This window comes from Streptococcus sp. AM43-2AT (assembly GCF_003603405.1).
Classification (GTDB): domain Bacteria; phylum Bacillota; class Bacilli; order Lactobacillales; family Streptococcaceae; genus Streptococcus; species Streptococcus ilei.
Window position 1 is genome coordinate 819,041 of the sequence record NZ_QTND01000001.1, and the last position, 12,674, is coordinate 831,714.

Genomic DNA, 12,674 nt, shown 5'->3' on the forward strand with positions numbered 1-12,674 from the left:
ACATAGGTTATAAAAAACCTGTATTGAAGACATGTTTTTACCCCTCTCGCATGCAAACATGTGGTAACTCACTTCTAAGAAGTTCCCTTTGCTTTTGATTCGTTCTTCCCGTTGTTAAAAATCGGAGATGTTTCAGACTCTTCAAGTAGCTAACTGTTGATGCGTAGTTAAAAATATTCGTATCGACAAAATCTAAAAAACGAAGCTCACTAGATGGCTGGATAAAATCCAATTCTGGTAAATTTTTATTTGCTGTAAACGAAAGATAGAGCAACTGATCTAAATCCCTTATAAAATCAAAGTCCGGCAACTTTACACCATAATCAAAGTGCAGATAACGCATACCTGTATGAAAAGAGATGTTCTCTATCATTTCCAAATTTGTCATAGAAGAAATCCCTAAAGCTTTTACACAATCTTTCTGGGGCAAGATAATCTTTCTTACTCTTCTAGCACCAACTAATAAAATTTTTTCTACTTGTTCGTATATTGAGAAGTCTAGCACATCAGATTTACTTCCCATCAAGTAAATCACCCTCGTATTGCTAGGTAACGAAAGCTGATTAAAATCCACATCCTTCAGCATATCCTCTGGGTTTTCAACAATGTACTTTTGTCTTAATAAGCGATTGATATCGATGAATTCTTTATAAGTCAATTTTTCGTCCAATAATGATGCAATCTCTTCTATAGAATGCAGAGGCTCCATTGCCATTAGATTCTCTCTTTCGGAAAATCCTTCTTTTATGATTTCTAAATATTTATCTAAACTGGTCATCGTTCACCTCTTTTCATGAATATCATGCTTCTGTTTCTTTGTTCAACCTATCTATTTTTACAATGACACTTTTTCAAGAAGACTACAGCACCGCTTGTCGCAAAAACTAAAATCGTGAATTTTTAGACTATTCTTTTCTATATAAACTTTATCCTGCTTGCTCAATCTCGATCAAAGATAACCTTGACTCTAGCTCTACCTAAATCGTCTAGATATTGCTCCAGTTTCGTAATTGAATCCTCCGAATCAGATAATTGAACAAGCAAATCCCCATTGATAGTCATGACATCCTTTGTCGGTAAAAGCATGAGATTCTCAACGCTTGGATCATTCACAATCATTAAGGAAGGGGAATAAATACAGCTTGTGGAGAGGTCTAGATTTCCAAATCGCTCCCTAGCAGAAACAAAAATAGATTCCATCCCACCTTGAGCCTTCAGAACAAATTCCCTCTCAAAAAATGCTTCAAAACTGTCGTAGATCTCGATGACATCCATAGTAATCCCATCAAAATAATAAACTTGAGGACTTTGAATGTTCCCATCCTTCAATCTATAAGCGAATTGATCTCCAATAGCAGACATACCAAAAAAATAGTAGCCCGATACATAATCTTCCCAGATATCTTTCCAAAACGTGTCTGAATTCCAAGAGTCAAGTGTGATGGCTTGAGCAGAATTTGTACCAAACAAACGATAATAGCCACCATAAAACTCCAAGCCATTGGTTATGGAGAGTAAATCTAAGTGAGCTTGAGGAAACTGTCTGGCTTTAAGTTTTTCTAGTTCAAAAGCTGTTGCCCCACTTTCTTGTATGACCAGATCCTCACAACATTTTAAAAAATTCTTCATTTCCATTTGCTTCTCATCTCTCTATTTGGCTTTAACCCAGCATAAATGCTATAAAATCATTTCGATAGTCTTCAGGAAGTTGCTCCTCGATAATATCCATAATTCCCTCCAAGAAGCCCTCTTTATAGTCCAATAAATCCTCATCAATATAGATATTGTTCTCAAACTGGGTGATTTCTAGCTTTTTCATCAGCATATAAGTGGTTAAGAAAGTAGAGAGAGAAGGACTGAGAGCATAGAGCTTAGAATCTCCTGGGATTCTCCCATAGACTGGACTGAGATCACTCTCTAAGTCACAAAAGATAACTTCATCCCCCATCAAGTGGGCAAAAACTACATAAGTTTCCTTCCAGCCTTGATCCTGCCATCCTTCTGCTGCAGCTTCACAAGAGGAGAGAGGAAACAGAGCAAGATCATAGGGAGCCCCTCTAAAATAAGCTTCTTCATCAAAGTTCAAATGTTGATAGAACTCTTCCAATTGACCAGACAAATCTGGCTTTTCGACATGGAGATTTTCACTAGTATATTCTAACTCTCCTAAGCCCCTGTTGAGGTGATAGATTTCTACAAATTCCTTCAACAAATTAAGCATCATTATTGGACTCCTCTCACACTTTTTTGATTATATTTGGCTATTTTCAACTGACGATTACGTATCATTCTTACTGCTAGCGACAGCCTGAGCCCAGATTCGTTCAAATTCCTCTTGACTAATCTTGATGGAGTCTGATAGATCCAACTCATCTTTTCGACCATCATAGAGTAGAAACCCTACTTCTGGAACATAATCCTGTAGGCAAGAGGAAGCATAAGAGTGCCCATTCAAAACGTTAATTTGTCGACTTGCACGCTGACCAGTAAACTCTGTATAAATAACTCCTAGGCCTGACATAAACTCACTATTGTCATAATAATAATATTCTTTTTCACACATTAGAGCCACCTTTACCATTTGTCTCTCCAAGAATAGCATTCTTTCCTCTTTGCTTCCTTCATCGACTAATTCTATGCTCATTTTCAATTTATAGAATCTACCGGTTCTTAGCCTTATTCTCCAAGACTCTCACTTCTACTTTATCCTCCGCTAAATGGAGATCCAATACTTTTTCCTGGTCTTGAAAGAATAGCGTCAAGTCTCTGGTAAAAAATTCACTAAAATAAGAGGGCAAAAAATCATCCAAAGACTCCATTTGAAACAAAACATAAATCGGAGAAAACTCCCACAAAACTAGGATAAACTGACTTCTATTGTCAACTAGACTTTGAATGGACCTACTCAGATCTTTAGTCGCAAGATCGACAGGAAACTCATAAAGGCAAGGAATCGGAGAATCGATAGGATTCAACTCCCCAGCATACCAAGCAATTTCTTTCGGTTTAGTGGTCAGAAAATGGACATCCTTTATTCCCTTCAAACCCTTGATTCGTTTTTCTACTTTTAATAAGGATAATCTCTTTTTTATGTCACTCATTGTTCTCACTCTCTCGTTAGCTAAAGGGTGCTTGCTTCATGAAAAACATTTGATAGGTCAGAATAAGTCTCTAGCAAAGCCTCATACTTTTATATTTACTTTTAATCATGTTATCTTAAATAGCAAACAGGATCCCTTCAAAATACCCTATCGGCCAATGTCCCATATAATACAAGTTAACAATATTTTCCCAATAAGACCCTAACGACAAGGACTTTTCTACTAAATATTGTCTAAAAGCAAAGGCCATTCCCATTTTAGCAACATTTGAAAAATCATGCGCTCTGGATACAAACAGGCTTTTATCCATCTCTCTTGCCTTTTGGTATATAATTTGACTAACCCTTTTCCTATAATCTACAAGTTCCTCTGGAACCTTAAGATCCCCATAAAATGGATCTTTATCACTCAGCGACGACGGAAGCCAATTCATTTTTTTATATAGATTCTCAAAAGCTTCTTCCGTAGGATTTATAAAAACTTCATTGACGTTTTTTATAAAGATAACATGATCTATTTGTTCAGTTTCTCCCATTTTAAAAAAGAAATCACTTTTTATAAGACGTTCAATCTCATCATCCCAATTCATCCAGTCTACCTCAATTCTGTCATTTAAAAAAAATATCTGATTTCATAACTAAATGTTGATTCCTCTTGCTTTTAAACTTTCAATAATTCTTTTTTCTAAATGAGAAGAAAGCCAAACTGTCCATTCTTCATAATCCTTGCTCTCCTTAAAAGAAATAAACTTTTCTTGACCATTCTGCCATAATCTAGGCTTTTCATGCGGTAAGGCAGGAAGAACTAACTGTATTTGAGAAAAATGAGAATCTATTTCGCAGTCATACTTCTCTTGTTGTCCGACTTTCGGCCAACGTTTTTTATATATTCCCAGACCATTTATGACAATTGGCGGAAATAACCTTACTGATTGAATGATGTCCTCTATTTCAGGAGACAATCCATTGATTAAAGTAAAAACCTCTATGAGTATTCCTCCACCGCCAAGATCCTTAATAACTCTACAATAAGCGAATTTTTTATCTTCTCCTAAAAAATCAGACTTTTTAAATCGCGCTAATTCGGATCTATCAGATAAAAACAAAGGAATTGCGAAAATTTCTCCACCGGAAACATTTGCTAATTTATTTACCATAGTTTTTGAGCCTTAATTTTTTGTATTCTATTTTGTTATATTGCCATTTCTTACTATACTTGCTTACTTGCTATTGACAAGTATTTTATGGACAATAGCTAGTTTTTTTGGGTTCGTTCAGCAATGTTTTCAAACTCTAGCTTGCTCACAACCTCATTCTGTTTATCCAACAGATAAAGGAAGTTCCCTTTTGTTTCCAGTTTACCAAGCTTGGCCCCATAGTCCCTCTCGTGAGCAGGGCAGGATTGAATCAACTGACGGATGCTCTTATCCTTATGCTCTATCCTCCAAAACAAATCCACCTTATCAAGCTGATGCTCCACTTGAATGGAATAGGTCGTGGATTGGATCTTCTTCCTTTTCCACTCCCAGCTATTTTCATAATCGTTTTTCTCTATTTCATTGACTACATCCTCTATCAAGGAGCAGGGAATAGAGAGCTCCTGAAACACGCTCTTTACCCCTTTTAGCAAGGCTTCCAAGAGCATCTTTTTCTGATCCAATGGGCTTAAGGTTTCATAGCTAGAGAAATCAAATAAGACCTGGACAGTATAGGCACCAAGTAGGTTCATGATAGCTGGATTGCTAATCGTATCTACACACTCTACGATGATTTTCCAACAATCCTTGGTCACAACTGGTTTGAAGAGGCGCTCTACCATAGAGGTCATACATTTGGATTTATATACGAACTCTCTTCGCAGGTCTTTCCAATTCTGTCGGTAGTCCTCAACTCTAGCTTCCTCGTAAGTTAGCGCAGCTGAGTCCATCAGCTCCTCAATCCTCTGTTGATTTTCCATATAGGGCTTATCTAATTCAAAATACTGTAACTTCATATTCGTGGTCTCGTAGTTTTTTTCTTGTAGAAAGGTTTAGCCTTAGGTCAAGGTCTAATATTTGTGCTCTTCCTTCACTTTTTCCCATAGTCGTGGTATTCCTCCTAGCAATGGAGGATTGTTTGATCATCCAGAATCTCCGCAAATAAGCTAGGAATACATCTTTAAGTATCAATCTTCACAGGACCAATCTCAGCAATTCTAATAAGGTCAGAAGAACCCGATAAGATCACATCATTTTGGTTTATAAAATTGAATTCAACCTTATTCTCTAAAAAGAGCAACTCTAATCGTCCATTTACCTTATGAATCCCCTTGGAATAAAAATGGATTTCATCTAAATTAAAAAACTCTAAATTAATTTTTATGGCATTAAATGCACTTTTCTGCCACTTTTCAGGGAAATTAGTTGGCAAATCAAATACATAAAGGACAAGATCTAATTTGTAATCGTAACATAATACAGTATCAAAAAATACATTATTCAATTCCAAATCCCCATCAAACAGATGAATAATCTTTTCCCTGCCCACTGCTTTTTCAAACCATTTCACAATATGAACTCCTTTTTTAAAAATGAATAAAAGTCTTGTTTTTAAGAGTTATTGTTTCGCTCTTTAAGGAGATTTTAGAATAGACTAATCCTCCTGCCGTCCTTTCCTTTGGATACATCATCAATGATTGTATTTATATGTACTTCATTAAATTGACGAGAAAAGTCTACAATTTTCTGGCGATTCTATTCTGGATATAGATAAGATGCAGCCAAAATGAACATAAAAGGAGCGATTGTTCCTCTTATATTTTCCAAATAAACATCCTTGGTGATAAAGGTCATGATTTTCTCAAAATCGTCATCTTTCAGCACGATCTTTCTCATATAGAGTGCTGCACAAGCGCCAGCAGCTTGCAATAAGTTATTCGATTCCAAGGACTCATAAACAAAAGACAAGTTCTCTGTTTCTAAATTTTCTAGATAAGCAATCGCTACTGCTAGAGAGCGATAGGTTACAGGTGTTGGAATATCTCTCAGCAGCAATGACTTGAGATAGGGGACTTCTTCTGTACAATCCGTTGCGGCTATGGCATAGAGTAAGTACATTTGTGATTCCCATGATTTAGGCTTTTCCATCTCGCCTTCCAAGGCTTGATGCAAAAATGGTCCATATCCTTTTAGTTTACCCTTTAAAATTTTTTTCGCTGCCTTTTTTACCAAGGGCGTACGTCCTGAAGTTAACTCATCTACATAGTCCATCTCAAACTCCTTTATTTCCTCTTCTTGCCAGCTCTTCTTCCAATATTCTGTTATAAACTATACTTCCGACACAGGCTTCCCAGTCTAGGTCCTCAACTTCTTCCCTAGAAAAAATCTTAGGTTCTGTCCTACCATCTAGCCAGACCTTCCCAAATTGAAGACCATTTGGGTCTCCCCACTTAAAGGCTAAATCCTTAAAAGGGCTTGGATCAAAATCCGCTTGGTGAGCAATTATCTGCCAAGACCATACTGGACTTCGATCAAATAAGGTGTAGGAGTCTACAATGATGGGCTTACCTATAAATTGAGCACGACTTAGCTCCTCAACTGTTATAGTAGGACTTGCTTGAAAGATATCGAAAAATTGAATGACATGACCAACGTTCACTTTTCCAAGGATTTGACCAAATACAAACATTTCCTCCGAAAATTGATAGCAAAAAATATCACCAATTTTAATAAATCGAAGTTTTGTTCTTTGCTTTTCATTCCACTCACGAATCTTTATCTGTGGCAATTTTTTCTCCATAATTAATTTATTTCTATTCCTACTGTTCTTTATTTAAGATATGAAAGAGATCATCTCTTAGAACAATTCCATCATCTTCTATCAAATAGACCATGTGTTCCCAGAATGGTAATTCTTGTTCAAGGGGAGCTTCTAAGGCAAGTACTTGATCCATCAAGTTTGCTGCAATTTCTTCGACTTCATCTTGCTCAATTTCATAAAACTTTGCTTTCAAAAGAAAGACCGCTGACAGAAAGAGCGAATAGGAAGAAACGAAAGCTTGCAAGGAAGAGTTGACATAAATCCTCGCTTCTTGAAAAACTTCTCTTCCTTCTTGATTGCAAAGTAAAAAGATCTGGTCTTTTCTCCAATCACAAAAGCACCTAAAAAACACTGACCAAAAAGACTATAACTCTCTTGCTCTTTCCTGAGTTCTACTAGATCAGTAGCTACCTTGACAAAAGAAAATCCCATTTTGGAATAATCTTCTAAATAAGCAAAGAGGTTGAAACGAATCTCATCCAGACGAAATGGTTTCTCCTCTGAAGTTACCACAGAAAAGCCGTGCTCCTTCACGAATTCATCGATATTGACTGTCATTTTTCTATCCTTTATTCTGCTAACTAGCTCTGATACTGTTCACATAAGAGCTAGTCAAGGACCCCGTCCAGTTCCAAACACTTGGCTACATCCTCAAAGTGTTCATCCCAGGCCCATTGGTAATCCTTCCGATTCAATAGATAATCCACATACTTTTCATTCGTCCAATTTTCTGCGTAAATAGTCAGAGCTCTCTTTTTCTCTTGATCTTGGATATCACCTATGTTCTCCAGGGCCTTTCTTGCACGCGCACTCATATTTTCTACATACAAGATATCTGGATCCTCTGGACAAATGGTCTCTGTCAAATCACAGAGTAGGAAATCTACAAAACTAAGATAAGCCTCCGATAGATCTGCATACAACTTTTCTACTTTCTTTGTCTTCGACCCAAAGGTACATTCAGACAGTTTTCCAATAATTTTATTATACTGAAATTCTGGTAGGGGAAAGAAAATGTCGTGCATCTTGCACTGTTTAAAGAGGCATTCTCTGATTTGACTGACATCTTCTATAGATGGGCGTTTCATCTGACAAGAAAAGAAGGTAGACGATATAATGTGACTGTCATAAAACAAAGTTCCATTTAAATTGCATCGTTTGAAAGTACAGTTTCGAATAACTGTATGATTTTTAAAGCCCATTTCCCTCAAATCACAGTTTTCAAAAAAGACATTCTCAAAGATACAGTTTTCAAACACAACCCGAAGATCCGCTATTCCTTTGATTTTTGTATCCTTAAAGTGGCGGTTGTTAAAAAATATGGTGTTCCTAGCACCCTCTATCATTTGATCAATCGATAACTCTTCCCCACTATTTAGGATAATTTGACCATCTTTTATGACAATCCCATCTATTTCTTTCATAATATCCTCCGTCTGCTCTCACAGCAACTTTGGCTTGTTACTCCTAGTAAAATCCTTTGTTCAATATCTAGTTCTATATTTAATTATCAAAAGGAAGAAAGGTATCATGCTCCTGATAATACTTCAAAGCCTCAATCAAGTCTTGGGGACTTGCATCTGGCTTTTCCTCAAGTGCAACTGAGAGAACATCAAACAACTGCTCTCCATAGTAGACTAGCTGGAGATCTTGCTCCACTACATCCGTCGGGTAGACATCACGGTCTTCTACGACATCCGGATAATCTGATACCCAATAGAGCCTATCCAGTGCCAGTTCTCCATCCTCCCTGCCATAGAGGCAAAAATCATCTGAAGAAAACTTGTCCAGGCGCACCTGCTCGATTATCTGCTCTAGTGAAAGTTCTTGGTGTTTCCGCATTCTTTCTCCTTTTTGAGTCTCTCTTTCCATAGTTTGACCTCCATATTACAGGTCCCTTTTAGGCTATCATACCATAAGATTCCCTTTCCATAAAGCTAAAATAGAAAATGAGCCTAGCGGTTTTACTAGACTCATTTTATCCTTATTATTTTACTTTGTTATTTTACCTTTTCAACCCATACTGATAGCTCAATCAACCGTCTTAGACAGAAGTCTTGTCCTGGATCTGTGGGAAAGTCACACGAAAGAGACTTCCTCTCCCTTCTTCGGACTTGTAGGCCGCTCCGCTGAGGGCCTGGTCTTCATCATCTCGGCTCAAGTCCTTGGTCTTCGCTTCTGGATGGTACCAGACTGACCATCAATCTTGTATTCTTTCTCGTATTTCCCATCCAAGATGGACACTTCATAAATGATGTTTCCATATTTGACATCATGCTCGTAACCAATGACCTTGTCCCCCTTAGCTTCTTTAAGGGCTTTTTCTTGGGCTTGTGCGACAGAAACAGTTGATGTCACAGATGAAGTGCGGTTGCTCTTGGTCTGATTGCTATTGGCAAAGGCAACTGCAGAGCCAAAGGCAAGAGTAGAGAGGGACAGAATTGCCAGACCGGCAAGAGCTTTTTGTTTGATGGTTTTTTTCATGTTCGTTTCCAACTTTCTTTTGTAATAGCTATCAAGTTCTTCTTGATGATTCTATTTTATCCAAGAAAGATGAATCCAACATGAATGAGAAAAGTTTTTTTAAAAAAAAGACTGAGTGAGTCGGCTAGCTCTTTGCAGCTCGATTCCCCAGTCTTCTTCAACTCTATTTCAAACTCCAGCCACCATCAATGGTCAGGACTTGCCCCTGCATGGCAGATACCTTTCCACTGGCCAAAAAGAGACTGACTTCTGCCACTTCATCTGGATCTATCCAGCGTTTGATAGGGGTCTCGCTAGCCACCCAGTCTGCTAGGCCGCCTGGCTCAAAGTCCGCAGCGGTCATAGCCGTTTTGACAGCACCTGGTGCGATACCAAAAACCTGAATCCCAGCTTCCGCATAATCCAGGGCCAGCTGTTTGGTAAAGCCTGCTAGGGCATGCTTGGAAGAAGTATAGGCGTGACCGCCACCTCCCGCTAGGCTAGAAGCAATGGAGCACATATTGAGGATGATCCCTTGCTTCTTGTCCAACATTTGGGTCAGATAATGCCGTGTCAGCTCTACCGGAGTCACATAGTTGATCTCAAAGATCTCCTGAATCTCCTGAGCGCTTTGCTCAAGAAGGGATTTATAGTCGTCCAAAACGCCGGCCGTATTGCACAAGACGTCAACATCGGGACACCAGTCAAAAATCGGTGTCAAATCCAAGGTCAAGTCCCGCTGCAAAAAATGGAAAGCCCCTGGCAACTGGGGATCAGCTCCCTGGTCCACCCCATAAACCTGGTAGCCCTTTTCTAGAAAGAGACGAGCTTGAGCCAAACCAATCCCGGAGCTCACGCCCGTAATCAAGACCCGTTTAGTCATGGACTTCCACCCAATCTGTCGCTAAGACATCACAAGGAGTTGGACTCCACATGGAAAATCCTTCGCCTTCACCAGAGACATTAATGAGAAAATAAGGCGTCACTTCTAGAGCCACTCCATTTTGCTCGATGGTATCAAACAATTGGACATAGTTCTCTGCTCCGCCCCAACCCGTACGCACATATTTCTTTTTTGCCTTTAGTCCAGGCAAGATTTCTTCGAATGTCATGATCTTCTCCTTTGATTCTTACTCTCTTTATTATAACAAAAATCATGCTTGCTCATTGTTTTTCAACAGAAAAAGGGGAGATTCCTCCCCCTTTTCACTCTATTCACCATTTTCTGTCTTGTTCTTTTTCAAGGCGCGAATCGTGAACCAATAGTAAATCATCAATCCTATAACAATGATTACCGTAGGCAGAATGATAGTCATGGTAGAATTCTGAATTCCTTGCGCCAAGGTCCAGCGATGCAAGAATCCCACTACTAAGAAGGATAGAATAGGAAAGATGAAGGCACGAGCAAACTCTTCTTTCCACTGCCACAGGATAAGTCCTGCACAAGCCCCTGTAATGAGGAAGGTATCCCATGGATTCGGCACTGTTAACCAAGCAAAAGCTGGCAAGAAACGGACACCCACTATCTCACTAGCGAAATAGAATCCTAGAACGAAAACGACTACTACATAAATTGCTTTTTTTGACTTCTCTTCTCCAAAAATAAGGCGACGAAGGAGATAGAATAGTAACCCAACGACTAAAATACCTAAAATACTATCCGTTAGATAGACGAGTGGCTTGAGAACCAGGACTGCTTGCGAGGCAAACTCACTTAAAAGGCGATAGAAAATCACGATTCCCGAGACAATCGCACCATATTTCAGAACAGATCGCGTAGATTCTTTAGGCATGTTCTCTATGATTTGGTCTGCCATTCCCTTTGGATCCTGTCCAAAATAGTCCTTCGCCGTCAATCCATCTCCGCTTGCTTGCGAAAAATCTAGCGCTAGATTATAGACCTGCTCTCTCAAAGCCTTCTCCTCATATAAGAAACCGGTGAAATTGAAATAATCCCAGAGATCTTGGAAGTAAGCTTGGTCCTCCTGGCTAAAGGTTTCAACCAAAGCCTGCGTTTCTTCATAATAAATAGCTGATGTCATATTGCTTCCCCCTTTCTTTGGAGACGAAATACAATGAGGAACAGGACGAGTCCTATAAGAGGGAGTAGCCAACGTAATACATTAGCAGTTCCTGGATTCACAAAGCGAACACAGCATCCAGTTACAAGGAAAGTCAGCCCCAGTACTAGTAGACTCGTCATCAGACGATCTCTGCTTCTATAAGCCATAACCGCAAACCCAAGTAGAACTAGGACAGCAAGAGAAATTGCCCAATCATCTGATAAGAGGAGACTCCCAATTTGGCCAAAATAGATCGAAAATAGTCGTACGATATTCAGAATCACCATCAGGCTGATCATACTTATAAAAATAGCCCAAGGTCCCTTCATTTCTCCATAGCTCTGTTTGGACCAAAGCCACATGATGAACTGACTGAATACCAAGAAATTGAGTAGAAACACAACATATGTTAAGGGTTGTATTTTTAGTGGCATCATCCAGGTAAAATCCATTAAATAACGCATACCAACTAAGATTACTCCAAGTATGAAGACTAGTCCCGCATAAGATACTAAAGAGCGTTTAGGTAACTCTGAAAGAATTTGATCCACCATCGCCCGAGGATCCTTTCCAAAATAATCCACTGCCCGAATGCCTTCTTTCTCAGCAACTTTTAAGTCGCAAACCATATTGTAGAGTTGTTCACCGAGTGCTTCATCATCATAAAAATAGACCTTTGCCCCAATATAGGCCACCATTTTTTTCACATAGGCTTGATTCTCCTTGTTTAGATGATTCAGTTCATCGGACATTTTTTCTGTATAATCTTCGATCATTCTTCCCCCTCCTTTTTCACGCGTTCTACTTTAAGGACCAGATCCTGCCACTGGTCCCAAAATTCCTCTAGACGCTCTCTTCCTTCCTTTGTCAGAGAGAAATATTTGCGATCAGGTCCATCCGGAGAGGGCCTCATCTCTCCTATTATGACTCCCTGCTTCTCTAGCTTCTTAAGCAAGGGATAAACGGTCCCAGCAACAATCTTATCAAAGCCTGTTTCCTTGAGGCTTTGGATCAATTCATAGCCATAGATAGATTTCTTTGAAATAATTTCTAGAACACAACCTTCCAAGACACCCTTTAGCAATTGCGACTCTTTCATCCTTCTCCCCCTTTCTATTCAGGCTTCTTTTAGCTAGTTTGTTTTACATACTAGCCCTTTCACTATTAGTATACTCCACCCAAGCTAGTTTGTAAAGCATAATAGTGAAAATATTGGATAAAACTAAATAAATCCGAACAATATGACTAAA

The 12,674-nt window shown here is 38.8% G+C and carries 21 protein-coding genes; all 21 read right to left on the reverse strand.

Features of this window, described 5'->3' with window-relative positions; all coding sequences use genetic code 11:
- Positions 1-37 precede the first annotated feature (37 nt).
- The 21 genes from DW930_RS04060 to DW930_RS04155 all read right to left on the reverse strand — a co-directional run bounded on the left by DW930_RS04060 (position 38) and on the right by DW930_RS04155 (position 12,523).
- Positions 38-778 carry a hypothetical protein gene (locus DW930_RS04060; protein WP_120702245.1) on the reverse strand — a complete coding sequence of 247 codons (741 nt, stop codon included), beginning with the start codon at positions 776-778 and terminating at the stop codon, positions 38-40.
- Positions 779-939: 161 nt separating this feature from the next.
- Positions 940-1,635: an SMI1/KNR4 family protein gene (locus DW930_RS04065; protein ID WP_123159391.1), complete on the reverse strand. Its 696-nt coding sequence runs from the start codon at positions 1,633-1,635 to the stop codon at positions 940-942.
- Between the two features lie 25 nt (positions 1,636-1,660).
- Positions 1,661-2,224: a hypothetical protein gene (locus DW930_RS04070; protein WP_123159392.1), complete on the reverse strand. Its 564-nt coding sequence runs from the start codon at positions 2,222-2,224 to the stop codon at positions 1,661-1,663.
- Positions 2,225-2,278: 54 nt separating this feature from the next.
- Positions 2,279-2,563 (reverse strand): hypothetical protein, encoded by a 285-nt coding sequence (locus DW930_RS04075; protein WP_120702372.1) that lies wholly within the window; start codon positions 2,561-2,563, stop codon positions 2,279-2,281.
- Between the two features lie 97 nt (positions 2,564-2,660).
- Positions 2,661-3,101, reverse strand: a complete 441-nt coding sequence (locus DW930_RS04080; protein ID WP_123159393.1) for a hypothetical protein — start codon at positions 3,099-3,101, stop codon at positions 2,661-2,663.
- A gap of 115 nt (positions 3,102-3,216) precedes the next feature.
- The gene (locus DW930_RS04085; RefSeq protein WP_123159394.1) at positions 3,217-3,690 is read right to left on the reverse strand and encodes a hypothetical protein; all 474 of its coding nucleotides are present in this window, start codon (positions 3,688-3,690) and stop codon (positions 3,217-3,219) included.
- 48 nt (positions 3,691-3,738) lie between these two features.
- On the reverse strand, positions 3,739-4,257 hold the full coding sequence (locus DW930_RS04090; RefSeq protein WP_123159395.1) for an Imm26 family immunity protein: 519 nt from the start codon (positions 4,255-4,257) through the stop codon (positions 3,739-3,741).
- A gap of 98 nt (positions 4,258-4,355) precedes the next feature.
- Complete coding sequence (locus DW930_RS04095; RefSeq protein ID WP_123159396.1) at positions 4,356-5,093, reverse strand: hypothetical protein; 738 nt, start codon at positions 5,091-5,093, stop codon at positions 4,356-4,358.
- Between the two features lie 164 nt (positions 5,094-5,257).
- Positions 5,258-5,647 (reverse strand): Imm50 family immunity protein, encoded by a 390-nt coding sequence (locus tag DW930_RS04100; protein ID WP_123159397.1) that lies wholly within the window; start codon positions 5,645-5,647, stop codon positions 5,258-5,260.
- A 185-nt stretch (positions 5,648-5,832) separates the two neighbouring features.
- Entirely contained in the window at positions 5,833-6,348 is a 516-nt protein-coding gene (locus DW930_RS04105; RefSeq protein ID WP_243635757.1) for a hypothetical protein, read from the reverse strand.
- Position 6,349: 1 nt separating this feature from the next.
- Positions 6,350-6,877: an Imm26 family immunity protein gene (locus tag DW930_RS04110; protein ID WP_123159398.1), complete on the reverse strand. Its 528-nt coding sequence runs from the start codon at positions 6,875-6,877 to the stop codon at positions 6,350-6,352.
- A gap of 19 nt (positions 6,878-6,896) precedes the next feature.
- On the reverse strand, positions 6,897-7,091 hold the full coding sequence (locus DW930_RS10575; protein ID WP_243635758.1) for a hypothetical protein: 195 nt from the start codon (positions 7,089-7,091) through the stop codon (positions 6,897-6,899).
- On the reverse strand, positions 7,088-7,456 hold the full coding sequence (locus DW930_RS04115; protein ID WP_243635759.1) for a hypothetical protein: 369 nt from the start codon (positions 7,454-7,456) through the stop codon (positions 7,088-7,090). The genes DW930_RS10575 and DW930_RS04115 overlap by 4 nt, the downstream gene beginning before the upstream one ends.
- A 50-nt stretch (positions 7,457-7,506) precedes the next feature.
- Positions 7,507-8,322, reverse strand: coding sequence for a pentapeptide repeat-containing protein (locus DW930_RS04120; protein ID WP_123159399.1), 816 nt, complete (start codon positions 8,320-8,322; stop codon positions 7,507-7,509).
- 79 nt (positions 8,323-8,401) lie between these two features.
- Complete coding sequence (locus DW930_RS04125; protein WP_123159465.1) at positions 8,402-8,740, reverse strand: hypothetical protein; 339 nt, start codon at positions 8,738-8,740, stop codon at positions 8,402-8,404.
- 315 nt (positions 8,741-9,055) lie between these two features.
- On the reverse strand, positions 9,056-9,382 hold the full coding sequence (locus tag DW930_RS04130) for a hypothetical protein (protein ID WP_123159400.1): 327 nt from the start codon (positions 9,380-9,382) through the stop codon (positions 9,056-9,058).
- Positions 9,383-9,545: 163 nt separating this feature from the next.
- Positions 9,546-10,244, reverse strand: a complete 699-nt coding sequence (locus DW930_RS04135) for a 3-oxoacyl-ACP reductase (RefSeq protein ID WP_123159401.1) — start codon at positions 10,242-10,244, stop codon at positions 9,546-9,548.
- Complete coding sequence (locus DW930_RS04140) at positions 10,237-10,473, reverse strand: DUF2829 domain-containing protein (protein WP_000141913.1); 237 nt, start codon at positions 10,471-10,473, stop codon at positions 10,237-10,239. The genes DW930_RS04135 and DW930_RS04140 overlap by 8 nt, the downstream gene beginning before the upstream one ends.
- Positions 10,474-10,572: 99 nt before the next feature.
- Complete coding sequence (locus tag DW930_RS04145; protein ID WP_123159402.1) at positions 10,573-11,403, reverse strand: hypothetical protein; 831 nt, start codon at positions 11,401-11,403, stop codon at positions 10,573-10,575.
- A complete protein-coding gene (locus tag DW930_RS04150) occupies positions 11,400-12,200 on the reverse strand; it encodes a hypothetical protein (RefSeq protein WP_123159403.1) in 801 nt (266 codons plus the stop codon). Before DW930_RS04150 ends, DW930_RS04145 begins: the two co-directional genes overlap by 4 nt.
- Positions 12,197-12,523 (reverse strand): PadR family transcriptional regulator, encoded by a 327-nt coding sequence (locus DW930_RS04155; protein WP_123159404.1) that lies wholly within the window; start codon positions 12,521-12,523, stop codon positions 12,197-12,199. Before DW930_RS04155 ends, DW930_RS04150 begins: the two co-directional genes overlap by 4 nt.
- Positions 12,524-12,674: the final 151 nt, after the last annotated feature.